General features: G+C 71.9%; 33 protein-coding genes. 27 read left to right on the forward strand and 6 right to left on the reverse strand.

Annotation, left to right across the window (positions count from 1 at the left end):
- Nucleotides 1-5 precede the first annotated feature (5 nt).
- Nucleotides 6-809, forward strand: a complete 804-nt coding sequence (locus CLV28_RS15760; protein WP_203968102.1) for a hypothetical protein — start codon at nt 6-8, stop codon at nt 807-809.
- On the opposite strand, the gene CLV28_RS03375 is transcribed toward CLV28_RS15760, so the two are convergent.
- Nucleotides 725-1333, reverse strand: a complete 609-nt coding sequence (locus CLV28_RS03375) for a TetR/AcrR family transcriptional regulator (RefSeq protein WP_203968104.1) — start codon at nt 1331-1333, stop codon at nt 725-727. The genes CLV28_RS15760 and CLV28_RS03375 overlap by 85 nt on opposite strands.
- The gene (locus CLV28_RS03380) at nt 1326-1841 is read right to left on the reverse strand and encodes an HPP family protein (protein ID WP_100421835.1); all 516 of its coding nucleotides are present in this window, start codon (nt 1839-1841) and stop codon (nt 1326-1328) included. Before CLV28_RS03380 ends, CLV28_RS03375 begins: the two co-directional genes overlap by 8 nt.
- Nucleotides 1842-2465: 624 nt before the next feature.
- On the opposite strand from CLV28_RS03380, the gene CLV28_RS03390 reads away from it, so the two are divergent.
- Nucleotides 2466-3665 carry a tyrosine-type recombinase/integrase gene (locus CLV28_RS03390; protein ID WP_100421836.1) on the forward strand — a complete coding sequence of 400 codons (1200 nt, stop codon included), beginning with the start codon at nt 2466-2468 and terminating at the stop codon, nt 3663-3665.
- Here the strand turns inward: CLV28_RS03390 and CLV28_RS03395 are convergent, their stop codons facing one another.
- From CLV28_RS03395 to CLV28_RS03405, 3 genes are all read right to left on the reverse strand, one after another.
- Nucleotides 3666-4166, reverse strand: a complete 501-nt coding sequence (locus tag CLV28_RS03395; RefSeq protein WP_157802465.1) for a hypothetical protein — start codon at nt 4164-4166, stop codon at nt 3666-3668.
- Between the two features lie 83 nt (nt 4167-4249).
- Entirely contained in the window at nt 4250-4660 is a 411-nt protein-coding gene (locus tag CLV28_RS03400; protein WP_100421838.1) for an ImmA/IrrE family metallo-endopeptidase, read from the reverse strand.
- A gap of 47 nt (nt 4661-4707) precedes the next feature.
- Nucleotides 4708-5076, reverse strand: a complete 369-nt coding sequence (locus tag CLV28_RS03405; protein WP_157802466.1) for a helix-turn-helix domain-containing protein — start codon at nt 5074-5076, stop codon at nt 4708-4710.
- 219 nt (nt 5077-5295) lie between these two features.
- Here CLV28_RS03405 and CLV28_RS03410 point away from each other — a divergent pair, with 219 nt between their 5' ends.
- From CLV28_RS03410 to CLV28_RS03475, 14 genes are all read left to right on the forward strand, one after another.
- Complete coding sequence (locus CLV28_RS03410) at nt 5296-5601, forward strand: helix-turn-helix domain-containing protein (RefSeq protein ID WP_100421840.1); 306 nt, start codon at nt 5296-5298, stop codon at nt 5599-5601.
- A 30-nt stretch (nt 5602-5631) separates the two neighbouring features.
- Nucleotides 5632-6408 (forward strand): phage antirepressor, encoded by a 777-nt coding sequence (locus CLV28_RS03415; RefSeq protein ID WP_100421841.1) that lies wholly within the window; start codon nt 5632-5634, stop codon nt 6406-6408.
- Nucleotides 6405-6629: a helix-turn-helix domain-containing protein gene (locus CLV28_RS03420; protein WP_100421842.1), complete on the forward strand. Its 225-nt coding sequence runs from the start codon at nt 6405-6407 to the stop codon at nt 6627-6629. Before CLV28_RS03415 ends, CLV28_RS03420 begins: the two co-directional genes overlap by 4 nt.
- Nucleotides 6630-6696: 67 nt before the next feature.
- Nucleotides 6697-6969, forward strand: a complete 273-nt coding sequence (locus CLV28_RS03425) for a hypothetical protein (protein ID WP_100421843.1) — start codon at nt 6697-6699, stop codon at nt 6967-6969.
- The gene (locus CLV28_RS03430) at nt 6966-7448 is read left to right on the forward strand and encodes a hypothetical protein (RefSeq protein WP_100421844.1); all 483 of its coding nucleotides are present in this window, start codon (nt 6966-6968) and stop codon (nt 7446-7448) included. The genes CLV28_RS03425 and CLV28_RS03430 overlap by 4 nt, the downstream gene beginning before the upstream one ends.
- Nucleotides 7445-7822, forward strand: coding sequence for a hypothetical protein (locus CLV28_RS15365; RefSeq protein WP_157802467.1), 378 nt, complete (start codon nt 7445-7447; stop codon nt 7820-7822). Before CLV28_RS03430 ends, CLV28_RS15365 begins: the two co-directional genes overlap by 4 nt.
- The gene (locus tag CLV28_RS03435) at nt 7819-8649 is read left to right on the forward strand and encodes a PD-(D/E)XK nuclease-like domain-containing protein (protein ID WP_157802468.1); all 831 of its coding nucleotides are present in this window, start codon (nt 7819-7821) and stop codon (nt 8647-8649) included. The genes CLV28_RS15365 and CLV28_RS03435 overlap by 4 nt, the downstream gene beginning before the upstream one ends.
- On the forward strand, nt 8646-9542 hold the full coding sequence (locus CLV28_RS03440; protein WP_100421846.1) for a hypothetical protein: 897 nt from the start codon (nt 8646-8648) through the stop codon (nt 9540-9542). The genes CLV28_RS03435 and CLV28_RS03440 overlap by 4 nt, the downstream gene beginning before the upstream one ends.
- The gene (locus CLV28_RS03445) at nt 9539-11179 is read left to right on the forward strand and encodes a DNA cytosine methyltransferase (RefSeq protein WP_239073120.1); all 1641 of its coding nucleotides are present in this window, start codon (nt 9539-9541) and stop codon (nt 11177-11179) included. Before CLV28_RS03440 ends, CLV28_RS03445 begins: the two co-directional genes overlap by 4 nt.
- On the forward strand, nt 11176-11517 hold the full coding sequence (locus CLV28_RS03450) for a WhiB family transcriptional regulator (RefSeq protein ID WP_100421847.1): 342 nt from the start codon (nt 11176-11178) through the stop codon (nt 11515-11517). The genes CLV28_RS03445 and CLV28_RS03450 overlap by 4 nt, the downstream gene beginning before the upstream one ends.
- Nucleotides 11518-11701: 184 nt before the next feature.
- Nucleotides 11702-12292 carry a hypothetical protein gene (locus tag CLV28_RS15765; protein ID WP_203968108.1) on the forward strand — a complete coding sequence of 197 codons (591 nt, stop codon included), beginning with the start codon at nt 11702-11704 and terminating at the stop codon, nt 12290-12292.
- Nucleotides 12282-12980, forward strand: coding sequence for a hypothetical protein (locus CLV28_RS03465; protein WP_100421849.1), 699 nt, complete (start codon nt 12282-12284; stop codon nt 12978-12980). Before CLV28_RS15765 ends, CLV28_RS03465 begins: the two co-directional genes overlap by 11 nt.
- Entirely contained in the window at nt 12977-13426 is a 450-nt protein-coding gene (locus tag CLV28_RS03470; protein ID WP_100421850.1) for a hypothetical protein, read from the forward strand. The genes CLV28_RS03465 and CLV28_RS03470 overlap by 4 nt, the downstream gene beginning before the upstream one ends.
- Nucleotides 13423-13989 (forward strand): hypothetical protein, encoded by a 567-nt coding sequence (locus CLV28_RS03475; RefSeq protein ID WP_100421851.1) that lies wholly within the window; start codon nt 13423-13425, stop codon nt 13987-13989. The genes CLV28_RS03470 and CLV28_RS03475 overlap by 4 nt, the downstream gene beginning before the upstream one ends.
- A 62-nt stretch (nt 13990-14051) precedes the next feature.
- Here CLV28_RS03475 and CLV28_RS15370 read toward each other — a convergent pair whose 3' ends face one another.
- Nucleotides 14052-14777 (reverse strand): hypothetical protein, encoded by a 726-nt coding sequence (locus tag CLV28_RS15370; RefSeq protein WP_157802469.1) that lies wholly within the window; start codon nt 14775-14777, stop codon nt 14052-14054.
- A gap of 116 nt (nt 14778-14893) precedes the next feature.
- On the opposite strand from CLV28_RS15370, the gene CLV28_RS15375 reads away from it, so the two are divergent.
- The 11 genes from CLV28_RS15375 (at nt 14894) to CLV28_RS03530 (ending at nt 24249) form a co-directional block, all read left to right on the forward strand.
- Nucleotides 14894-15055, forward strand: coding sequence for a hypothetical protein (locus tag CLV28_RS15375; RefSeq protein WP_157802470.1), 162 nt, complete (start codon nt 14894-14896; stop codon nt 15053-15055).
- Complete coding sequence (locus CLV28_RS03485; protein WP_157802471.1) at nt 15052-15849, forward strand: DUF2637 domain-containing protein; 798 nt, start codon at nt 15052-15054, stop codon at nt 15847-15849. The genes CLV28_RS15375 and CLV28_RS03485 overlap by 4 nt, the downstream gene beginning before the upstream one ends.
- 4 nt (nt 15850-15853) lie before the next feature.
- Nucleotides 15854-16663: a hypothetical protein gene (locus CLV28_RS03490; protein ID WP_100421854.1), complete on the forward strand. Its 810-nt coding sequence runs from the start codon at nt 15854-15856 to the stop codon at nt 16661-16663.
- 332 nt (nt 16664-16995) lie between these two features.
- Nucleotides 16996-17505, forward strand: coding sequence for a hypothetical protein (locus CLV28_RS03495; RefSeq protein WP_100421855.1), 510 nt, complete (start codon nt 16996-16998; stop codon nt 17503-17505).
- A gap of 199 nt (nt 17506-17704) precedes the next feature.
- A complete protein-coding gene (locus tag CLV28_RS03500; protein WP_100421856.1) occupies nt 17705-18223 on the forward strand; it encodes a histidine phosphatase family protein in 519 nt (172 codons plus the stop codon).
- Complete coding sequence (locus tag CLV28_RS03505; RefSeq protein ID WP_100421857.1) at nt 18220-19545, forward strand: PBSX family phage terminase large subunit; 1326 nt, start codon at nt 18220-18222, stop codon at nt 19543-19545. Before CLV28_RS03500 ends, CLV28_RS03505 begins: the two co-directional genes overlap by 4 nt.
- A 12-nt stretch (nt 19546-19557) precedes the next feature.
- Nucleotides 19558-21069, forward strand: a complete 1512-nt coding sequence (locus tag CLV28_RS03510; protein ID WP_100421858.1) for a phage portal protein — start codon at nt 19558-19560, stop codon at nt 21067-21069.
- 3 nt (nt 21070-21072) lie between these two features.
- Nucleotides 21073-22239 (forward strand): phage minor capsid protein, encoded by a 1167-nt coding sequence (locus CLV28_RS03515; RefSeq protein WP_100421859.1) that lies wholly within the window; start codon nt 21073-21075, stop codon nt 22237-22239.
- An 87-nt stretch (nt 22240-22326) separates the two neighbouring features.
- The gene (locus CLV28_RS03520; protein WP_100421860.1) at nt 22327-23067 is read left to right on the forward strand and encodes a hypothetical protein; all 741 of its coding nucleotides are present in this window, start codon (nt 22327-22329) and stop codon (nt 23065-23067) included.
- A 22-nt stretch (nt 23068-23089) separates the two neighbouring features.
- A complete protein-coding gene (locus CLV28_RS03525) occupies nt 23090-23968 on the forward strand; it encodes a N4-gp56 family major capsid protein (protein WP_100421861.1) in 879 nt (292 codons plus the stop codon).
- 2 nt (nt 23969-23970) lie between these two features.
- Complete coding sequence (locus CLV28_RS03530; RefSeq protein WP_100421862.1) at nt 23971-24249, forward strand: hypothetical protein; 279 nt, start codon at nt 23971-23973, stop codon at nt 24247-24249.
- The last annotated feature ends 114 nt before the right edge of the window (nt 24250-24363 follow it).

Raw genomic sequence — 24363 nt, forward strand, 5'->3', positions numbered from 1 at the left:
TCCTCATGCTGCGTGCCACCGTCGCGAGCCTCGCGCTCGCGGTCGTCCTCGTGGGCGGCGCCGCCCCCGCGGTCGCCGCCGACGCCCCGACCGCACGGGACCGGGACACGTCGTCGTACACCGTGTCGCTGGACGGGGCGCAGGTCACGACGAGCTCGAGGTCCACGACCCAGATCTGGTACGGCGTCAGCGCGATCGGCGGTGGGTACGAGCGCACCTACGTCGCGAAGGTGCCCGCGCGCGGCGGGTTCGTGGAGTTCAGCGGCACGCGCCAGTACCCCGACGGCTACTGCATCACCTGGGTCATGTACTCGACGTTCACGGGCTTCTACGACACCCCCCTGTGCACGTCGTCCGCGACCGGCGGGGCGTCGTCCACGCCCGACGCCGCCCCCGCAGCGACCCCGACCGCCGTGTCGACGCCCGCGCCGGCCACGACGGCGACGAGCACGCCCACGCGCACCGCCCGCCCGACCGCCACCCCGACCCCCACGCGCAGCGCGACGCCGACGGCCGCGCCGGTCACGCCCACGCCCACGCCGACGCCCACCGCGACCGTGACGCCCACGCCGACACCCACCGCGGTCGCGCCGGTCGACGTCGTGCTGCCCGACGACACCGCGCTCGTGGACGCCGGCACGACGATGCGCGACTCTTTCTCCGCGATGTCGGGCCAGGCGGCGCAGGACTCCGCGAACGCCGTCGGCACCGACAGCTCGATGGGCTACGTGGTGGGCGGCGCGGCCGGGCTCGTGGCCGCGGCCGGCGGCGCCGGGATCCTGCTGCTGCGGCTCGGCCGGCGCGGGTAGCGCCCGACGACGCGTCGCAGCGCCCGCCCGAAGACCGCAGGGTCGCCGGTCGCGTGCGCGAGCACGAGCCCGCCCTGGACGGCAGCCAGCGTCTCCTCCGCGAGGTCGGCCGCGTCGTCCGCGGTCGCACCCCGGGCCCGGAGCGCGACGTCGAGCGCGACGCGCCAGCGGTCGAACCACGCCGCGAGACGGCGTGCGAGCACGTCGTCGACCGGCTCGAGCGCGACCCGGCCCACGAGGCACAGCCGCCCACCCGACCGGAAGTACGCGTCGACCGCGTCGACCATGCGCTCGATCCCGTCGCCGTCGTCCCGCAGCGGCGCGAACACCTCGCGCTCGAACCACGCGTCGACGTCGTCGAGTACGGCCGCGAGCATCTGGGGCTTGCCGTCGGGGAACAGGTGGTACAGACTCCCGCGGCCGAGCCCGGTCGCTGCCGTGACGTCCGCGAGGGACGACGTCGCGTAGCCGCGCTCACGGAACAGCTCCCCGAGCCGTCGGACGACGGCCGCGCGGTCAGCCACGGGTCGCACCTCTCGGCGCGGGCAGCGGGTACACCGCGGAGCCGCGCGAGGCGAGCCGGTGGTGCACGACCCCGACCGCGACGACCACGAGCGCGCCGACGAGCACGGGCGCCACGAGGTACGCCCAGCCGGCGCCCACCGTCATCACGACGATCGGGTTGGCGCCCGCGGGCGGGTGCGTGACGCGCAGCACCGCCATCGCGGCGATCGCGAGGCCGACCGCGAGCGCGACGCTCCACCACGTCACCGGGAGCACCGTCGCGACCGCCAGACCCACCGCCGCGCTGAGCACGTGGCCCGCGACCACGTTGACGGGCTGCGAGACGGGCGCGGCAGGGAGCGAGAACACGAGCACGCACGAGGCTCCGAGCGGGGCGGCGATCCACGGCCAGCCCGTCCCGACCGCGACGAGCCCGAGCAGCGCGATCGCGACCGCTCCCCCGAGGCCGGCGAGGGCCGCGCGGTGCAGCGCGACGGGCGCCTGGTGGCGCGTGAGCAGGTGGGTCATCCGGGGCTCCTCGTGGTCCGTGGTCCGTCAGCGTCTCGGGCTGCTCGCGCCCGGGCTGTACCGATCGGTACAAGTCTGCCACGGATCTGTACCGATCGATACAGGAGCGACCGATCGATACAGGAGCGTCGGCGCCGCGACCGCGGGTGCTCACGCGCACCCGCCGCACCACCGCACCCGCACCCGCACCCGCACCCGCACCCGCACCCGCACCCGCGAGCGTCACGTTCCGGCCCGTTCGGGCGCCCGGGAAGGGGCCAGAACGTGACGCTCGCGCAGCGGACGCCGAGCGCCGAGCTCGCGGAGGCTCGTCAGAGGGCCAGAACGTGACGCTCGCGGAGTCCGGGGCGAGGCCCGCACGGGCACCCCGACCCCCGCACCTGGACGCGAGGGCGCTCGACCGCCAGTCGGCAGGAAACGCAGAAGGCCCGGAACCGTTGAGGTTCCGGGCCTTCTGGACTGAGCCGCCTATCAGAATCGAACTGATGACCTATTCATTACGAGTGGGTAGTTCGCTATACTGTTTCCGGGGTGGCAAGCCTCTGACCTGCATGTTTGCACCGTAGGCAATAGCGTACGGTGGCTGGCAATGGCTCCCCGCATGGCTCCCACGGAAGGCACCCGATGACGAGACGCCCACACGGCACCGGCAGCGTCTACTACGACCCCGACCGCGACCGATGGATCGGTACCTACGAAGCCGGATTCACCGAGCGCGGTACCCGCCGCCGGCGGAAGGTCACGGCGACGACCGAACGCGGTGCGCGGCAGAAGCTCCTCGCGGCCCTGCGCGCAGCCGAGGCTGCCGAGGCGCCCACCGCTGGCGGGAAGCCGAACGTGAAGCGCTGGGCCGAGACCTGGCTCGACATCACCAAGACGCGGCTGCGACCGAACGCATGGAACGCGAACCGCTCCCTCGTGAACCGGTGGATCGTCCCGACCATCGGTCACAAGCGCCTCGACACGCTCTCCCCCGGCGACGTCCGGTCCGTGACTCGGGCGATCGACGCCGCCGGCCTCGCTCCGTCGACCGCTCTGCGCGCGCACGTCGTCCTGCAGAAGATGCTCCGGGACGCGATCGTCGAGGGCTACCAGGTCCCACAGTCCGCGCGCCTCGTGCTCGCGCCCACCAAGGGCGAGACCGACCGCGACGCGATCCCCCTCACCGATGCCCTTGCGCTGCTCGAGGTCGCCGCAGACCGCCCCGACGGCTCGCGGTGGGTCGCGGCGCTCCTCCAGGGCATGCGCCAGGGCGAGTGCCTCGGCCTCACGTGGGACGCCGTGAACCTCGAGGCCGGGACGCTCGACGTCTCGTGGCAGCTCCAGCCGCTGCCGTACAACGTCCCGCGCGACCGCGCGTCGGGGTTCCGCACGCCTGTCGGGTACAAGGCCGTGCAGCTCGAGGGCGCGATGCACCTGGTGCGCCCGAAGTCGAAGAGCGGGACGCGCGTGATCCCGCTGGTGCCGTGGATGACAGCCGCTCTGACCGCGTGGAAGGACGTCGCCCCGGAGTCGCCTCACGGGCTCGTGTGGCCGCGAGCCAAGGGGCGGCCGCAGACAGCGGCCGCGGACCGGGCGGCATGGGTAGAGCTGCAGGAGGCCGCGGGGGTGCGCCGCAACGAGGAGCGGTTCTACGTCCCGCACGAGGCCCGGCACACGACCGCGACCCTCCTCATGGAGGCAGGGCAGTCCGAGGCGACGATCATCGCGATCATGGGGCACTCGTCGATCGCGGTCACCCGCGGCTACCAGCACGTCTCGCAGACCCTGGCCCGCAAGGCAATGGAGGACGTCGCCGCGCGTCTCGGCCTTGTCGCCGGGTAGCTATTCAGCGTCGATTGTGAAGCCGGCGTCGACGCAGTAGGACATCACCGCGGTGATGTCCTCCCTGACGTGCGAGGTGTCGGCGCTCAGGTCGCCACCTCCTGCTGCGACGACGTCCGCGACGGCCTGGAAGGGTTCGTCGAGCGTCATGATCAGTTCGGCGAGATCGTCGGGTGCAGTCTCGGCGGCGTGGAGCAGTTCGGTGTGGATCGAGGTGAGTTCGTCGAGCTGCTCACCAGCGAGCTCTGCGCCGATCCCCGTCAGCGCGGCGGGGATGCGGTCCATGAGCGAGTCGCCTCCACCGTTGAAGACCAGCCCGCACGCGACGTCCGGGTCGCGTTCGATCACCGGTTCCGCGATGTCTGTCGCAGTCGGGCTCGGAGTGCTGCTCGCGGGCGGCGGTGTGGACGCCGGTTCGCTCCCGTCTGCGCTGCACGCGCCGAGGGCGAGCGTCAGCGCGGCGGTAGCGCCAAGCACGGTCAGGGCGGTGGGTCGTTTCATGCCAGGACCGTAGCTGCCTGTGGCTGCAGCCAAGGTCCTGGCACTGAGACTTCACCCGCCGCGGCGAGCACGAGCAGGCCCGGTCAGGCCGGGTTGCCGCGGCGCAGCACGGCGTCGGCGAGGCGGGCCTGCTCGCGCTCGGTCAGGACCCCGAGCCGATCCATGAGCACGTCCTCGGTCACGTGCAGCTCGTCGGCGACGTCGTGCAGGCTCGAGGCCCACTGCCACGCGACGATCAGGTCCGGCATGCTGATCAGGCGGCGGGCGGTCTCCTCCACGACCGCCTTCTCCACGGCCGGGTCGCAGGCGTGCTTGTCACCGCGCTCCATGTGCACGAGCTCGTGCGCGAGCGTGCACCTCTGCTCGACCTCGTACTGGTCGGGCTCGAGCCAGATCTTGTCGTGCCCGTTGGACTGGCCGAGGCGTCCACGTAGTGGCGCCCACACCAGCTCGACGTGCGGGAGGGTTGCGAGGACACGCCAGGGATCGAACATCGGCTACGCCTGCTCATCGGCGGCCACCTGCCCGTTCGCGCGGGCGGTCATGCGCCTCCCCCGGTCTCGACGTCGTCGTCCCAGGCGGCGCGCTCCTGCGCCTTGCGGGAGGTGCCGGCGCGCGCGGCGAGGCTGTAGTCGGTCTGGTCCTGCTCGCGCTCCTCGTAGCCGGTGTCGGCTAGCGCCGCACCGAGGACGCTGCGATACGGAACGCCGGCAAGCCGCGCGAGTGACCGCAGGTTCTCGACGTCGGGCAGCCGCTTCGGCTCGCGCCACTTCGCGAGCGCTGTGGGGCTGATCCCAAGCCGGGCCGCGACCTGTCGCTCCGACGGCGGGTAGGGAGCCGAGTCGATGTGGGCCTGCACAATGTCCCAGAGCTGCCCCATCGAGGTGATTCCTTCCGTGGTTCTCGTCATGGGCACCACCGTGGCGGTAGCGCTCATCCTGGTCCAGGAGCGTGGGCACCCGAGAATGCAACCCCCCTAAGCGCCCCCTGGGCACCAACATACAACCGCTCGCCACCCGCAACACCCCTGGTCGGTGTGAACTCTTGCCTCGTTCGGGTTGACGAGTGGGCACCAGTGGAGACATGCTTGCACTCCAACAGTGGACACTATGACGCAGGATGGATTACAGTGAGCATCACAACACGGACACCGATTGGAGCGATCTGGATGGTCCTCAACGACCGCAAGAAGCTCGCCAAGCTGATGGTGATCCAGGGCGTGTCGCAACGGGAGCTCGCGCAAGCGGCGGGCTGGAAGTCGCACTCCTACCTGGGTCGACTGCTACGAGGCGACGTGAACACTCTCGACGTCGAGCCTGCGATCCGGATCGCCATGTACCTCGGCGTCGGTACCGACGACCTCTTCATGTCGCGAGCGTCCACTCACAGTGGGCGAAACGCTTCCCCTCGGAGAACGCTGGCTCACGCCTCGTAGCCCGCCTCACATCGACGAAAGGAGAGAGCAATGACCAGCAGCATCACCCCGTTCGACTTCGACGGCACCGCGGTGCGCGTCGTCACCGACGAGGGTGGCGAGCCGTGGTTCGTGCTCGCCGACCTCTGCCGGATCCTCGGCCTCGTGCAGCCTGGCGCAGTCGCGCGGCGCCTCGCGGACGACGAGAAGGGTGTGCGCCTGACGCACACCCCTGGTGGCGAGCAGCAGATGCTGCACGTCAACGAGGCCGGCATGTGGACCGTGATCCTCCGCAGCGACTCCCCCGCCGCCGAGCCGGTCCGCCGCTGGGTCACGCACGAGGTGCTCCCGACCATCCGCCGCACCGGCCAGTACGGCTCGGCCCCCGCGCAGTTCGACCTCACGAGCATGGAGAACGTCGCGCTCGTCATCGAGGCCGCGCAGCAGGCGCTCGCCCGGGTCCGCGTGCTCGAGGCTCCGGCCGCGGCGTGGGAGAGCCTCGCGGACGCCGCGGGCGACTACTCGCTGCGGGACGCCGCGCAGATCCTCGACCGCGACCCCGCGATCGCGACCGGGCAGAACCGGCTCGCCCGGTACCTGCGCACGGTGCGGTGGCTCGACGCGTCGGGAACCCCGTACCAGCGGTACGTCGAGCAGGGCCTCCTGTGCTCGCGCGCCCGGCACTACGACCACCCGCGCACGGGTGAGCGGATGCTCTCGACGCAGGTCCGGGTCACCGCGAAGGGCCTCGGGCGCCTGCACGAGCTGCTCGGCGGCGACGCCCCCCTCGACGCGAGCATGCGCGCCCTCTCGGTCGTGACGGCATGAGCGTCCCGACGATCGCGCCCGTGTCGTTCGACTACGCCGGAGCGGCCGCGGCGACTGGCTGTTCGCGCGACGTGATCCAGCGCGCGGTCCGTGCTGGTGACCTGCCGGCGCACTACCCGAAGATCGCGGGCCGAGCGATCGCCAAGCCGCTCATCGACGCCGACGACCTGCGCGCGTGGGTCCGCGCCGGGGACGCCGAGAAGTCCAAGACCAACCCCTGACAGCAAGAAGCCCCGCCGTAGGCATGCAGGCCTGGCGGGGCAACTCGATCCGAGAGGAACAGTAGCAATGAAGCTGAGGAAGATCATCCGCCGGGCGGTGTCCCGGCGTACGGAGAGCGTGCTGAGCGTGCTCGTGCCGCGTGTGCCGGCGTCGCCGTCGCGGCTGGACCTGACGTGCCCGACGTTCCGCGCTGTGGGCGTGCACGAGGTCGTGTCGCCGCTGGCGGACACGACGCTGCTCGCCGAGGCGCTGTCGTCTGGTGACCGTCACGACCGCGACGAGCTGCGGGCCGCGGTACGGGTCCAGGGCGGCGCGATCATCACGGGCGGTGCGCGATGAGCCACGGGCCGGAGGACTTCGACGCGCTCGAGGCGAAGGGCAACGCGACGACGGAGGACGTCGCGGCGATGTTCTTCGCGGCGACGGAGCACGGGCACGTGCGCGCGGTGCGCGTCCCGAGGTACGCGGGCCGGGCGGGGATGAGCCAGGCCGCTGTGCTCGACGTCGCGACCCGGGCCCTGTGCACGGGCACGCGCCCGTCGGACGTCATGAGCGAGGCCGAGTCGCCGTACGGGTGGCCGGTGCAGAACTCGATCGTGCAGCTGGACATGGACGAGCAGGAAGCGATCGCCGCGTGCCAGGAGCGGTCCGTCGCGACGGTGCGGCGCGAGCGCGCGCGGATCCGCTTGGAGGAGGCGGCGTTCGCGTGGGCTGACGCGGAGAACCACCACCCGTCGCAGATCCTCGCGCGGACCGCTGAGACCGCCGCGGCGCTGCGGGCCGCGATCACCGAGCTGCGAGAGGCGGAGGGCCGATGAACGAGGACTTCCAGATGGAGATCGAGAGGGAGCGGCGCACGGCCCGGGACGAGTTCCTGGACCGGGTCGGTGACCAGGACGACGCGTGCGAGCGGTGCGGCACTGCGCACGTGCGCCGCGACCTCGACGAGCACGGCTGGTGCCTGCCGTGCCAGGACGTGGACGGGTTCGGTCTCGGCGCGCTGCTGAGCATCCCGGGCTTGCCTGGGATGTGGGAGGCGTGGGCATGGTCGCGGGTCGACGGGGCGTACACGATGCGCGCGAAGGACGGCGCCGCGCGCGCCGCGATCATGCACGCCGCAGCGCACGGGTTCCTCGTGGCCGGCGGGTACGTCGTCGTGCTCCCGCACGAGGTCGCGGCGGTGGCCCGATGAGCGCCCCGACCGTGCTCGCGGAGTACGCGCCCGGCATCCACGCGAGCATCCCCGAGCTCGAGTACCACACCCTGCCGGGCCTGTCGTCGACCGGGATCAAGCACCTCCTGGACTGCCCGGCCCGGTACGAGCACGAGCGCACGCACCGCACCGAGAAGAAGGCGTTCGACCTCGGGCACGCGGTGCACGAGCTCGTGCTCGGCGAGGGCATGGGCATCGAGGTCGTCGAGGCGGACTCGTGGCGGACGAAGGCGGCGCAGGAGGCCCGGGACGCTGCTCGTGCGGCTGGCCTGGTCCCGATGCTCGTCGCGGATCACGCCCGGGCCCGGGTCGCGGCGGACGCCGTGCTCGCGCACCCCGACGCGGGGCGGCTCCTGACCGGCGGCATGCCGGAGGTCTCGGTCCTGTGGGACGACCCCACGACCGGGGTCCGCTGCCGCGGGCGCCTCGACTACTGGCACGAGGGCGCGCACGTCGTCGTGGACCTCAAGACCACGGCCCGCTCGGCGGCGCCGCGGGGCATCGACCGGCTCGCGCAGTCCCTCGGCTGGCACACGCAGGCCGCGCACTACCGCGCCGGCGTCGAGCACCTGACCGGGCGTGCGCCCCGGTTCCTGCATGTCGTCGTCGAGGTCGACGCCCCGCACCTCGTGTCCGTCGTCGAGCTCGACGCCGACTACCTCGCGATCGGCGCCGCGGACGTGCGCCACGCGATCGACACCTACGCCCACTGCGCCGAGTCCGGTGAGTGGCCTGGGTACGCCCCTGGCGTGCACCAGATCGCCCCGCCGCGCTGGCTCGACAGCACCCCCACGGAGGAAGCATGAGCACCGACCTGACGACCCAGGGCGCCCCGACCGCGCCCGCCATCACGACCGAGAGCATGGCGCTCATCGAGTCGACCGCCGCGTCTCTCGGGCACGCGCACCAGATCGCGTCCGCGCTGTGCAAGACCGCGTTCGCCCCGGCGCACCTCAAGAACAAGCCGGAGGAGGCCGCGGCCGCGATCCTGTACGGCGCGCAGGTCGGCCTCGACCCGCTCGCCGCGATGCAGAACGTGTACGTGATCGGCGGGAAGCCTGCCCTGTACTCGCGCACCATGGTCGCGATCGTCCTCGCCGCGGGGCACGCGATCTGGACGGACGAGTCGACGAACAGCCGCGTCACGGTCTCCGGGCGACGCCGCGGGTCCGACGTCATCGAGACCGTCACGTGGGACACCGCGCGAGCCGAGCTCGCCGGGTACACGACGAACAAGAAGTACCGCACCGACCCGCAGGCCATGCTCTACGCCCGTGCCGCTGGTGACGTCGCGCGCCGCATCGCGCCCGACGCGCTGCTCGGCATGGCGTACACCGCGGAGGAAATGCAGGTCCTCGAGGCGCGCGACGTGACGCCGCGCCGCGAGTCCGCGACGGACATCCTCGCCGTGCCCGCCCCGGCCGCGCTCGCCGAGAGCGCTTCCCCGAGCGCTCCGGACGTCATCACGCCCGCGCAGTCTCGCGCGCTGCACGCCGGGCTCCGCGAGCACGACCTCACCGACCGTGACGCGGGCCTCGCGTTCGTCAGCGAGATCCTCGGCCGCGACGTCGAGTCGACGAAGACCCTCACCCAGGCAGAGGCCGGGCAGGTCCTCGACGCGCTCGCCGCGTGGCCGACCGACCCGCCCGAGAGCAGAGCCCTCGAGCTGGACGTCGCGGACGTGGAGGGCCAGGCGTGAGCGCGAACCTCACCATGACGGACCTGTTCTGTGGCGCTGGCGGGTCGTCCACGGGCGCGGTCTCGGTCCCAGGCGTCGAGGTCCGCCTCGCCGCGAACCACTGGGACCGCGCGATCGAGACCCACAACCAGAACCACCCCGACACCGATCACCTGCAGGCTGACATCTCGAACACGGACCCGCGGTACGTCCCGACGACCGACCTGCTCTGGGCGTCGCCCGAGTGCACGAACCACTCCCGCGCGAAGGGGAGGAAGCTCGCCGGCCAGCAGCCCGACCTGTTCGGCGACGTCCTGCCCGAGGAGGCTGCCGAGCGGTCCCGCGCGACGATGTGGGACGTCGTCCGGTTCGCCGAGGCGCACCACTACAAGGCGGTCCTGGTCGAGAACGTCGTCGAGGTCGTCGACTGGTCGTCGCCGTGGGGCGAGCGGGGCGGGCTGTTCCGGTCGTGGCTCGGCGCGATGCACGCCCTCGGCTACCGGCACCGCGTCGTGTCGATGAACTCGATGCACGCCCAGGCGCACGGTCTGCCTGCACCGCAGTCCCGGGACCGGGTCTACATCGCGTTCTGGCGTGCGGGCGACCGGGCGCCGGACTTCGAGCGGATGCAGCGCCCGAAGGCGTACTGCGCGCGCTGCGACCAGATCGTCGACGCGATGCAGTGGTGGAAGAAGGGCGACGGGCAGGCTCGCCCGGGCCGCTACCGGTCGCAGTACCTCTACCGGTGCCCGAACATCGCGTGCCGCAACGACGTCGTCGAGCCCGCGTGGCTCCCGGCGGCGTCGATCATCGACTGGTCGAACCCGGGCACGCGGATCGGTGACCGGGCCAAGCCCCTGGCCGAGAAGACGATGCGGCGCATCCAGGTCGGGATCGAGCGGTACTGGTCCCCGATCCACGTCGAGCACGGCGGCAACCAGTACGACGCCGCCGACCCGAAGCACCCGGGGTTCGGCGACCCGGGCTCGTACTACCGGGCTTGGCCCGCGTCCGAGCCGCTGCGGACCATGCACACGCGCGAGTCCAAGGCGATCGCCTACACGCCCGTCATGGTCCCGGTCGAGGGTCGCGACGGGAAGCAGCCCATGACGATGGTCGATCCGCTGCGCACGCAGACGACGCGCAACGAGTCCGGCCTCGCGTTCCCGCCGTTCCTCGCCGAGCTGCGCGGGGGCGGGTCGACGGCTCGGCGTGCGTCCGACCCGCTCGCCACGGTCACCGCGTCGGGCAACCACCACGGGCTCGTCATGACGAACGCCCACTCGAACCGCGCACGCCCCGTCTCGGAGGCCATGCCGACCATGACGACCGCGGGCGGCGGCGGGCACGCGCTCATCCACCGGCACAACGGCGGCGGGCCGGAGATGACGACTCCCGCGGGCGAGCCGATCCGCACCGTCACCACGACCGGCCACCAGTCCGTGCTCACCGGGCAGACCGTCGACATCGCCGACGTCCGCTTCCGGATGCTCGAGCCCGACGAGATCAAGCAGGCCATGGCCTTCCCCCGCGAGTACCTCATGGCCGGCAACCGCCGCGAGCAGGTCAAGCTCTCCGGCAACGCCGTCACCCCGCCCGCCGCACGCGACCTCATCGCGACCGTCACCACGGCCCTCACAGGAGAGGAAGCAGCATGATCCCCCGCTACACCGCGCGACCGACGACGAGCAGCGCGCCCAGCACCCGCGAGCCCGAGGACTGGCGCATGGAGGCCGCGTGCCTCGGCGTCGACCCCGAGTCCGTCGGGTTCCACGACGACGGCCTGCGCGGCACCGCCAAGGAGCGTCAGGTCGCCGCCGCGAAGGCCCTCTGCGCGACCTGCGACGTCGCGACCGCGTGCCTCGAGTTCGCGCTGGCTGCCGAGGGCCGGGCCAACTCGGGCCGGTACGGGATCTTCGGCGGCCTCGACGGCGACGAGCGCGGCCTGCTCTCCCAGCAGCGGCGCGCGGCCCGCACGACGGCGGTGGCATCATGAGCGCCCTCACCCCGACCCACGTCTACCTGTGCCGAGAGTGCAGGCGGTACGGATCGCTGCCCGGCTGCCACGAGTGCGCCGCGATCATGCTGGCCCGCCGGAACGCGATCCTCCGGCACCGCGAGCTCACGCTCGAACCTGCAGAGGTCTGCGCACGACGGCGCCAGGCCCTGACGGTGACGTCATGACGCGCTCCCGAGCGTCCGCGAAGGCCGCCGGCACCCGCCACGAGACCTCCGTCGCGGCATACCTCGCCGACCACGTCGACGACCGCATCGAGCGCCGCCGCCAGACCGGCGCGAAGGACCGCGGCGACCTGTCCGGGATCCGGCACATGGGCGGCCGAATCGTCGCCGAGTGCAAGGACTACGGCGGGCGCGTGCAGGTCGGGCCCTGGCTCGACGAGACCGACGTCGAGCGCGGCAACGACGACGCCATGGCCGGGTTCGTGGTCGCGAAGCGTCGCGGCACCACGGACCCCGGCAAGCAGATCGTCCTGATGACCCTCGCCGACCTCGTCGCGCTCCTGACCGGGACGCGGCCCGGGGAGAGGTCAGGTGAGCGGCTCGAAGAGCTCGAGGCCAACGACTCGGAAGTCGTCCCGCTCGCTCTCACGCGCGAGGTCGACCTCGACGTCATCGCCCACGCCAGCGGCGTCGGCGGCTCGGACCAGGGCGCGGAGCTCGCCCCACGTGCCGCCGTCGAAGTGGAACGTCGTCGTCTTCCCAAGGCCCATGCGGCCATCGTGCCAGAGGAGGCCCGCAATGGCTCGTGACCACGCACGCATCCGGCTCGACATCTGGACCGACGACGACTGGCGTGAGCTGTCGTCGGGGGCGCAGTGGCTCTACATGCGCCTGCTGTCGGACGGCACGACGTCGTTCGCAGGCGTCGCGGACTGGCGGCCGGCGCGCATCGCCGCGGCGACCGCCGACCTGACCGCTCGCGACGTCGAGATGTACGCCGTCGAGCTCGAGGACGGGCGCTTCATCCTGCCCGACCGTGACAGCGAGGAGGTCATGGTCCGGTCGTTCGTGAAGCACGACGGCCTGATGCGGTCTCCCAACGTCGCGGCGGCGTTCGTGAAGGCTCACGCGGCGATCGCGTCTCGGGTCCTGCGCGCGGTCGTCGTGGACCAGGTGACACGTCTGCAGGAGGCTCAGCCCGACCTCAAGGGGTGGACGCGGTCAGAGGTGCAGCGGGTCCTGTCGAAGCGGTCGATGACGTTCGAGGAAGGGCTCGCCGCACTGCCCGCCAACCCCTCGCGGAACCCTTCGGGGAAGGGTTCGGGAAACCCCTTCGGCATCCCTTCGATCATCCTTCCCGATCCCGCCTCGAACCCTTCCGGAAGGGGTTCGGTCAACCCTTCGGTAACTCCTGCTCCTACTCCTACTCCCTCTCCATCTCCTTCATCATCCGCTGGAACTTCATCTGACCAGGGCCTCGAGAAGCGGGTCGGATGATGAACGAAATCACGGCTGACGGGGCCCGAGCACTCGCTGCGCTCGTCTCGACCATCCGCCCCGCCTGGGGTGCCGCCGGAGTCCTCGCAGCGCTCGCCGACGCCCGCCACCGCGGCACCGCCGCCGAGCTCGCACACGCCGCCATCACCGCCGCCACCACCCCCGAAGCCCGCACCCCCGCCGTCATCGCGATGGACGGCCCGCACTGGCACACCACCCACCACCCCGCCTCGAGCACGGACTACGACCGGTGCACCCAGCCCGGCCACGGGTCCTTCCCCGCTTGGAACTGCGGAGCGTGCCGCTCCGAGGACCTCGAGGGCCAGCGCCCGACCACCCCGCCCCGCGCGGAACCGTCCGTGAGCTACGAGCACGGGCCGCGCATCGTCCGCGCCGCGATGACCGCCGCCGGCATCCCCACCACCCGCACCCAGGAGGACCGATGAGGCTCGCGATCGCGGACCCGCCCTACCTCGGGCGCGCGCACCGCTGGTACGGCGTCGGCGGCCGCGGGCACGGCGGCGGACGCGGCCGAGCCGACGAGCACGACGGCGCACGCGCATGGGACACCCCCGCCCGACATCAGCAGCTCGTCACCGACCTCACCGCCGGATTCGACGGGTGGGCGATCGCCCTCCCGCCGTCGTCCCTGCCGACGTACCTCGCGGTCGCGCCGCCCGCCGCGCGCGTCATGGTCTGGCACCGCACCAACGCGGTCCCGTCCGGGCAGCGCGTGCGCGCCGCGTGGGAGGCCGTGCTCGTCCTGACCCCCGAGTCCCGGCGCGCGCACGGCACCGGCCTGCCGCTCGACGACGTCCTGACCGCGCCCTGCCCGCGAACGGGCTTCACCGGCGCGAAGCCGGCGGTGTGGACCCGGTGGGTGCTCGACGCGCTCGGCCACCAGTCCGACGACGACGTCGTCGACCTGTTCGCAGGGTCCGGCGCCGTCACCGCAGCACTCAACCAAGGCGTGCTCGAGCTCGCCACCACCCCCGAGGAGACCCGATGAACCTCGCCGCCGCGTGCAACACACCCGGCGCCAATGCCGCAGCACTCGACAGCAACCAAGGATCAGGGAACGTCCGCCGGATCGTCCGTCCTGCCCTCTCCAGGCCCCGAAAGAGCCTGCAGGGACTTAGCGATCGATTCAAGGTCATCTCGCATTCCTCGGAAGTAGTTGGCACTCCGATCCGCCCCGTTGAGGTGCCTGAGTTCCTTCCTGATCTGACTCAACCTGCCGAGGATCGAGTTGTCCGACGTCGCGTAGGTGTGCTGGGCATACAACGACGTGTCCAGGCGGAACCGGTCCTTGTAACGGCGTACTCGGCCCCTCCGGTAGCTGATCGTGACGGTCAGATCGAGAGGAAGGTCGCTGTTGCTCTGATCGCTCAGGTCAGCACTGATCGCGTTGGTCAACTCCTGTCCAGGGCCGAGGTTCGCGATCCGGCGCTCGTACCGCCGGATGATGAAGGGCCGGAGCGACTGCGTTGGAAGCACAGGGGTCAACCCTGGATCGAACTCAACCGCGATCTCTCTCGCAACGGAACCACCAATGTTCCTCACGACGAACTCAAGTCGCTCGTGGGGACTCTCTGTGGGGATTCGATACTCCGCGATGACTACCGGCCGCGTCCGCTCACGACTATCACGACCGGCGTGAATCAGCGTCCAGATCGCCACGAGAGCCGTAGCACCGGCAGCAAGACCACCCACTGCAGCCCAATCGACGCCCCAGAGGCTAGCCGCAGCCGTGTCCGACGGGTCAACTCCTACTACGACCTCTACAAGTCTCATCACGCGGCGCACTTTAGCGCCGCGGGCGGACGTGGGAGAGGACGCCCCGCCCGTGCCCGACTCACCCCCGCGGCACGTACCGCCCCGGTGGCGCGCGTGTCCGACCCCGGGGAGGACGCATGAGCACGCACCGGGGCCGTGTCCGCAAGAGCTCGGGCATCTGGTGGGTCGAGTGCTCCGGCACCCTGACCTGCTGCTGGCGCAGCGTCGACGGCACCCTCGCCGCCGCGTGCGACCAGATCCGCGAGCACATCCGCAACGAGCACCAGGAGACCCCGTGAGCACGCCCGCACGCATCAACCCCGACACGACCGCGGCGCTCCTCGTCGCGGTGCTCGCCACCAGCGGCCTCGTCGGCATCAGCTTCGTCCTGTCGTTCGCCGGCCTGTCCGCCCTCGCGCCGTGGGTCGCGGTCGAGCCGCACCTCGCCTGGCTGCTGCCGCTGTTCATCGACGGCGCGATCCTCGTCTACACGTACAGCGCCCTCGCGGCCCGGGCCCGGCACGAGTCCGCCGCGCGCCCGTGGACGTGGGTCGCGCTCTGGACCGCCGTCTCGTCCGCAGCGAACGGCGCGCACGCACTCGAGTACGGCACCCACGACACCACGGTCGCTCTCGTCGTCGGCGTCGCCCTGGCCGCGCTCATCCCCGTCGGGTCCCTCCTCGGCACCCACGAGATCGCCGACCGGATGATCGCCCGCCCCACCACCCCCGACGCCCTCGACGTCGAGTACGCCCAGCTCTGCGACCACCACGAGGCCGGACGGGACACGTTCGGCATCCCGGCGGGGCTGCTGTGCACCACCACCCCCGTCGGCCTCGGGCGCCTCGCCACGGCCCGTCAGGCGTCCCATCCCGCCCTCCCGGATGGAACACCCCACGGCACACCCACCGAGCCCGCGGCCGGGCACGACGACACCCCTACGGCGTCCCCGCGACGACGCCGCCTCACCACCCGCCAGCGCAACAGGATCCACACCCTCGCCCGCGACGGCATGAGCGTGCGCGGCATCGCCGACAAGGTCGGCGTCAGCGCATCCACCGTGTCCCGCCACCTCACCCAGCAGGAGGACTGACCCCGTGACCACCCCCGAGCAGCTCTACACCGCCGCCCGCGAAACCCTCACCCTCCTGCCCCGCACGCAGGCCCTCATCACCCACACCACCAACCAGGTCGACGAATCCCAGATCAAGCGCACCAAGACCGTGCACCGCATCCCCTGGAACAACGACGCCGCCACCCTCTACTTCGACATCCACGCCGCCGTCCGCCGCCACGAAGCCGCCCTCACCCTGCTCCTGTTCGGCCACGCCCGATACCGCGGCGGCGACGACCAGAACACCCTCGACGCCGTGTCCCGCCTCCCCGTCCTCCTCGACCGTGCCCACACCGCCGGCCACCAGCACCACGACACCGTCACCACCGCGACCACCGACCTCACCGCCTGGCCCCGCCAGCTCCGCGCCCTCCTCGACGAGCCCCGCGACGGCGAAACCCCCTGGACCAAGGCCCCCGGCAACCTCGTCTGCCCCCACTGCGAGCAGCGCCTCCACCTCGCCCCCGGCTGGCGCGACCGCCCCGACCACGCCGACCTCGTGTGCCGCACCCCCGACTGCGCGGACGAGCACGGCCACCAGCCCCGCTGGGCGCCCTCCGCCTGGGTCGGCCTCGTCCAGCCCGACCCCGCACCCGCCCCGCCCGGCGTCACCCTCACCGCCTACGCGACCATGCACAATATGCGCCGCAACACGCTCGACGTCTGGGCGCACCGCGGCCTCGAGCCCGTCGGACACGACCCCGCCGGTGTCGCCCTGTACGACGTCAACCATCTCGACCAACGCCGCGCTGCCTCCACTGGTCGGTGTAGCCTCCAGGTGGTGCACCTCTGAGCCTTCGCTCTATGCGTCGGGAGCCGTCGCCGCCGGCATCATCATGATTCTCGCAATGAGCAGTCGCTGCACCCGTCTCTGGACGACTGCAACAGCGGAAGGAGGTCAGACCATGACACGAGTCCTTACAACGCTTGGGTTCCTGGCCGATATGACCACACTGATCATGGCCGGCGGCGCGGTACTCAGGCCTGAATGACACCCGTGTAATTTCGCTGTAAGGTCGTGCACGGCACCCCATGCCCACACGACATCAGCCCCCGGAACGCGAGACAGCGCCCGGGGGCTTCGTCGTACTCGCCGCTGTCGGCACACCTCGCTACTGTCAGCGCATGGATCTTCATGAACTGCGCGAAACGATCAGCAACTCGCGGTACGAGGACGACTGGCACCATGTCGTCACCGGGCCGTTCTACACCGACGCCCCCGACGTGGACGAGGACACCGTCGAGCAGCACGACGAGCTTCTCGTCTACACGCCCAACGTCGATATCACGATCCAGCACGGCCTCCGCGCGCGTGGGTTCGACCACATCAAGACGGCCGATCAGCTCTGGCAGGACGCCAGCTTCCCTGACCCGAAGGCGACCGTCGACTTCGTCGACGTCTTCTGGCGAGGCGTCCTGGTCGACCGCGAGTGCGTCGTGAACGTCGACGGGGGACGCGCGACCATCCCGCTGGGAACCCAGAAGCCCCTGAACTACAGTTCGAGTGGCCCTCGACCCGAGAAGTACGAGTTCGAGTACACCGCCACCAAGTGGCAGGTCGCACTTGCCCGGATCGCTGACCGCGACCACGACTGGGCGAGCTACATGGAGCAGGCCGGCATCATCATCAAGTAGCGCATGACACCGACGAGCCCCGCGGAATCGAAACCGCGGGGCTTCGTCGTACCCAAACTCCCCTGTCCGGCCGCTGGACCCGCGACCAACCACCAGGAGCGAGCGCGGCGAGCCCAGCCCGACAGGGGCCACCACCCACCCCACGAGCGCGAACAGCCACCCAGGCGGTGTGACGCGACCCCGAGGCAGGTGACCCCCGATGGCCGCCAACCCCTGGACCCCCACCGACGACCAGCACCTGCGCGACATGGCCGACGCCACCCCGCCCGTCCCCGTCCGCGAGCAAGCCAAGCAACTCGGCCGCACCCTCGCCGCCGTAGCCCGCCGCCGCCGCGACCTCGGCATCACGTCCGACCGGACCCGCACCGCCGCCGCCACCCAAGCGAAGGTCGCCGACGCCAAGGCACGCCGCGCAGCGCTCGAGCTCCGCGCCCTCACCCGCGTCGAGCACCTCTACGACCGCCTCGAAGCCCGCACGTTCACGACCCTGATCCGCGGCGCCGGCGCGGCCGAGGAAGAAGCCACCCTCCCGTTCGTCCCACCCGCCGACGAACGCCAGATCGCCGCGACCATCAGCCAGCACCTCAACGCGTCCCTGCGGATCGCCGAGCACGACGCCGACGACGGCCACACCGCCGTCATCGGGATGATCGACGCGATCACGACCGCGATCACCGCAGCCGCCGACGCCATGCCCGACCCCGAGGCCACCCCATGACCGCGGTCGTCGTCACCCAAGCCGTCATCACCGCGGTCCTCGCCGGCCTCTCCCCCCTGCAGGTCTGGTCCATCGCCCGCTCCACAGCCCGCGTGAACCTCTGGACCGGCAGCATCCGCTCCGGCAAGACCATCGCGTCCCTGCTCCGCTGGGTCCTCTATGTCGCCCGCGCGCCCCGCGGCGGCGAGCTCGTCGTCGTCGGTCGCACCCGCGAGTCCATCGCGCGCAACGTCTTCGGGCCCCTGCAGGACCCGCAGCTGTTCGGCATGATCGCCCGGCATGTCTCGTACACCGCCGGAGCGCCCACCGCACGCATCCTCGGCCGCACCATCCACGTCCTCGGTGCGTCCGACTCCCGCGCCGAGAACGTCCTGCGAGGCCTCACCTGCGCCGGCGCGTACGTCGACGAAGCAACCCTCGTCAGCGAGGCGTTCTGGACGCAGCTCCTCGGCCGCATGTCGGTCCCCGGCGCGATGCTGTTCGCCACCACCAACCCCGACGGGCCCTCGCACTGGCTCAAGAAGCAGGTCATCGACCGCGCCGTCGAGCTCGGCTACCGCGTCTTCCGGTTCCGCCTCACCGACAACACGCACCTGCCCGCCGAGTACGTCGCGCAGGTCTCCCGCGAGTACGTCGGCCTCTGGTTCCGCCGCTTCATCCTCGGCGAGTGGGTCCAGGCCGCCGGCGCGATCTTCGACTCCTGGGACCCCGCCCGCCACGTCATCCCCACCACGGACCTCCCCCCGATGGACCGCGTCCTCGCGATGGGCGTCGACTACGGCGACCAGCACGCCACCCGCGGCTACCTCATCGGCATCGGCCCCGACACCCGTCCCGGCCACGACGGCGAGCACCGCCTCTACACGCTCGCCGAGTGGGCGCCCGGCCGCATGACCATCGGCGAGCACTCCACCGACCTTCGCCGGTGGCTCGCCAGCCAGCCCGTCGACGCGTGGCGCACCCCCGAGTGGGTCGCCGTCGACTCCGCCGCGAGCTCGTTCCGCCACCAGCTGTTCCACGACGGGCAACCCGGCGTCCGCAACGCCCACAAGGCCGTCCTGCCCGGCATCCGCACCCTCGCCGGGCTCCTCGCCGTCGACAAGATGGTCGTCGCCGACACGTGCACCCACCTGATCGCCGGGATCCCCGGGTACGTGTGGGACGAGAAGGCCACAGCACGCGGCGTCGACGCGCCCGTGAAGGCCGACGACGACGAGGTCGACGCCTGGCGGTACGGCATCTACACCACCCGCCTCGACTGGACCTCGCTCATCCCCCTCGCCCCCGCCCTCACGGACGCACCCGGCGACACCACCGACTGACAGGAGGCCGCGATGCCGCTGCCAGCGAACGGGACCGCGTGGCCCCCGAAGGACCTCGCGACGATCACCACCACCCTCGCCGAGTGGTCCGCCTGGTTCGAGGGCACCGCCGCCGCCCTCACGAAGGCGTACCTGAACGTCGCGACGACCACGACGACGAAGCGCTCCTGGTGGGGCCGCACCACGACCAGCACCAGCACCGCGGAGCGCCCCGACCAGCTGCACGTCCCGATCGCCGCGGACCTCTGCCGCGCCTCAGCGGACCTGCTGTACGCCGAGCCGCCCACGTTCAAGATCGACGGCAACGAGGAGGCGCAGGCACGCCTCGACGACCTCCGCGAGGACGCCCACCAGGTCCTCGCCTCCGGCGCCGAGGTCGGGGCCGCGCTCGGCGGGCGCTTCCACCGAGTCACCTGGGACCGCGCCCTCGAGCCCGACGGCGCGTTCCTCACGACCGTCGACGCGGACTCCGCCGCCCCCGAGTTCCGGTGGGGTCGCCTCGTCGCCGTGACGTTCTGGCACGTCCTGCCCAGCCCGGCCGGGTCCGTGATCCGCCACCTCGAGCGGCACGAGCTCGACCGCGACGGGAACGGGCTCATCCTGCACGGCCTGTACGACGGCACCGCGAACGACCTCGGCCACGCTGTGCCCCTGGCCGACCACCCCGCGACCGCGGGCCTCGCCACCGCCGTCGACGAGACCGGCGCGATCATCGAGGGCCGCACCCCCGGCCTCTGCGTCGTCTACGTCCCGAACCAGACCCCGCAGCGCCGCTGGCGCAAGGACCCCGTCGGCCGGAACCTCGGCCGCTCCGACCTCGACGGCGTCGAACCCCTCATGGACGCCCTCGACGAGGCCTACGGGTCCCTCATGCGCGACGTCCGCCTCGGCAAGGGCCGCATCATCGTGCCCGCGTTCATGCTGCAGGACAACGGCCCCGGCAAGGGCGCGTCGTTCGACCTCGACCGCGAGGTCTACGACAGCCTGAACATCCCGATGCCCGAGGACGGCACCCCGCCGATCGTCGCGCAGCAGTTCCAGATCCGTGTGACCGAGCACCTCGAGCTCATCACCGACCTGATCGGCCGTATCCTGACGACGTCGGGGTACTCCGCGCAGACGTTCGGTGCGGGCCCTGACGGGGCCGCGATCACCGCGACGGAGGTCCAGGCCCGGGAGCGGCGTTCGTTCCTCACGCGGGCACGCAAGGCCCGCATCGAGGAGCGTGCGGTCTCCCGCCTCCTGACGAAGCTCCTGAGCATCGACCAGGCCCTGTTCAACGGGCCCGCGCTCGTCGACGGGCAGCGCATCGCGGTCGAGTTCGGCGACAGCGTGCAGGACTCCCTCCTGACGCTCGCGCAGACGGCGCAGGCCATGGCGAACGCCCGCGCCGCGAGCATCGCCGAGCGGGTCCGCACCCTGCACCCCGACTGGACCGATGAGCAGGTCGAGAAGGAGGTCGACGCGATCAGCCAGGAGGACGCGGTCGCCGACCCGTTCGCCCCGCCGCCCGGCGCGGAGTAGCGCGTGCCTGTCGACCCGGGCCTCGGGGAGTTCCTCGCCGGCCGCGTGTCCGCCCTGTACGCCGACGCCGAACTCCGGCTCCTGCGCATCATCCGCGACAGCCTCGCCCGCGACCTCGGCGCACCCGCCTGGGCCGTGCTCAAGCTGACCGAACTCGAACGAGTCCGTGCCGCGCTCGGCGCGACCCTGCGCCCCCTCACCGCGCAGGCCCTCGACCTCGTGATCGAGACCGTCGCCGAGGCGTACGAGGCCGGGCAGGGCGCCGCCGCGACCGAGCTCGGCGCCAAGACGGCCGCGACCGTAGCCGCGCCAGCGCAGGCTCGAGCGATCGCGACCGTCGCAGAGGAGACGATCAGCACCCTGATCCCGCTCCGCGCCCGACTCCTGCGCTCCGCGGTCGACGTCTACCAGCGCACCGCCGCAGCGCCCGTCGCAGGCGTCCTCGCCGGCGCCGACACGACCCGCACCGCCGCACAGACCATGCTCAACCGGCTCGTCTCGCAGAACGTCCTCGGCTTCACCGACAAGTCCGGGCGCCGCTGGGCCCTCGACTCGTACGTCGAGATGGCCGTGCGCACCGGCACCGGGAAGGCAGCCGTCCAGGGGCACGTCGACACGCTCGCCGCGAACGGCCTCGACCTCGTCGTCGTGTCCGACGCCCCGCGCGAGTGCCCCCTGTGCCGCCCCTACGAGGGCAAGGTCCTGTCGACCCGGTCCGGGCGCACCGGCCGGGTCACGGTCCGCTCCGAGACCAGCGACGAGCCCGTGACGGTCGAGGTGACCGCGACCCTGAACGAGGCCCGCGCAAACGGCTTCCAGCACCCCAACTGCCGGCACAGCCTCTCCGCGTACGTCCCGGGCGCGACCCGCCTGCGCGAGCCCCGCACCGACCCAGACGGGTACGAGGCCGGGCAGCGGCAGCGCGCGATCGAACGGAACATCCGGAAGTGGAAGCAGCGCGAGGCCGTCGCGCTCGACGGGCCCGCGACCGCGATCGCACGGGCGAAGGTCCGCGAGCACCAGGCCGTGATGCGCGACCACCTCGCCGACCACCCCGAGCTGCGGCGGCTGCGGCACCGGGAGCAGGCCCGCGGCGTGACGCACACGCCGGCCGCGGGCCCGTCCCAGGCTGTCGACGCCGAGGTCCGTCGCCTCCTACGCCGCTCCTAACCCCATCCCCTCGCGCGCCTGGTGCGCGTGACGCGCCCGCAGCCCGTGGCCGCAACCGACACCGACACGAGTCCAGGAGGCTCCGTCATGCGCAAGGCACCCACGATGTTCCCGATCCTGCCCACCCCGGGCCTGTCCCACCCCCGCTTCACCCGTCTGCGCTTCATCACCGACGGCGCGACGGACGGTACGCCAGGCGCGACGCCCAGCACCGAGCCCAAGGGCGACGACACGGGAACGCCTTCCGGACAGGACTCGGCAGGCGCCGACGCACCGAAGACCTACGACGAGGCCTACGTCGCCAAGCTCCGCGAGGAGAACGCCGCGAACCGGGTCAAGGCCCGCGACGCCGAGACCGCCGCCACGACCGCCGCCGAAGCCAAGATCAAGGCAGCGCTCGAGGCGCTCGGGATCAAGCCCGACGGCGACGACACCGACCCCGTCAAGCTCGCCGAGAAGGCCGCGGCCGAGCGCGACGCCGCGACCGCGCAGGCCCGCGCCGCGCAGGTCGAGCTCGCCGTGTACCGCGCCGCGAGCACCGCGAACGCCGACGCGACCGCACTCCTCGACTCCAACAGCTTCCTCGCGACCGTCCGGGACATCGACCCGACCGACAGCGAGGCCATCGTCGCCGCCATCAAGACGGCGACCAGCACGAACCCCAGGCTCCGCGCGACCCAGGCGGTCGGGGCGAGCAGCGTCGACCACGCCGGCGGGACCGGCGAAGGCGCGATCACGGCGGAGAAGTTCGCCGCCATGACCCCTGCGGACAAGAACGACCTGTTCCGCAAGAACCCCACCCTGTACCGCCAGCTCACCGGCCGCTGAGCCGGAGAAAGCAGAGGCCACCATGGCTACCACCACCCGCGCGGACCTGTACGCGCCCGAGGTCTGGGAGGACCTCGCCCAGGCCGCGTTCACCGGCGCCGCGATCGTCGGCACCTCGACCGCCGTCGTCGCCGACGACACGCTCGCCGGGCAGCCCGGCGACACCGTCAACTTCCCCGCCTGGATGGCGCTGTCCGAGATGAGCGACCTCACCGAGGGCGTCGCGATCGTCCCGGAGAAGCTCACCCAGAAGAACTCGAAGGCCACCATCAAGGAGGCCGGCAAGGGCGTCGAGTTCACCGACAAGGCGAAGCTCACCGGCCTGGGCAACGGCCAGGACGAGGCGATCCGCCAGTTCGGTCTCCTCTCCGCCCGGAAGGTCGACGCGGACCTCATCACGTCCGCGCAGGCCGTCGTCGCCGGCGGCATCACCTACGCCGACGGGACGGCCGCGACCGCGTCCACGCCGCTCCTGCACACCATCAGCGGCGGCGCGATCACCTGGCCCGGCCTCGTCGACGGCCTCGAGAAGTTCGGCGACGACTTCGAGCCGTCGGAGTTCTCCGGCCTGTACATCCGCGCCGAGCAGCGGTCGCAGATCATGAAGGACGACACCTTCATCAAGGCGTCCGACCTCGGTGCGGGCGGCGAGGGCACCATGGTGCGCCGCGGCTTCATCGGCGAGGTCGCGGGCCTGCCCGTGTACGTCACGAACCGCCTCGCGACCGGCAAGGCCCTCGTGCTCAAGCGGAACTCGCTCGGCCTGATGTACAAGCGCCGCCCCGTCGTCGAGCAGGACCGCGACATCCTCGCCCGCACGGACGTCGTCACGACGAACCTGCACTACGCGACCAAGCGCCTCGACGACAAGGGCGTCCTGGTCGTCACGATCGGCGCCTGACCATGGGCATGCTCATGCGCCGGCACTACGAGAAGGCCGGCCCCGACGCCCCCGTGGCGGACGGGCCGGCCGTGCCGGACGGCGACCCGACCGAGACGTGGAAGGCCGACCAGCTCAAGGCCTACGCGGCCGAGCACGACGTCGACCTCGCCGGCGCGACGAAGAAGGCCGACGTCCTCGCGGCCATCCTCGCCGCCACGACGCCGCCCACGAACCCGGACGGCGAGGGCACCACCCCCGCCGCCGACGAGACCCCGACGGACGACGCCCCCACGTCCTGACGGGCACGACGGCGAGCACCCCGACCACCCCACCGGGGTGCTCGCCGCCCCTGCACCCGTGGTGGGTGCGTCAACGCCGACCGGGCACCTCACCTGCATCGCGGCGAAGGCCGT

The organism is Sediminihabitans luteus (genome assembly GCF_002797595.1).
Taxonomy (GTDB): Bacteria; Actinomycetota; Actinomycetes; order Actinomycetales; family Cellulomonadaceae; genus Paraoerskovia; species Paraoerskovia lutea.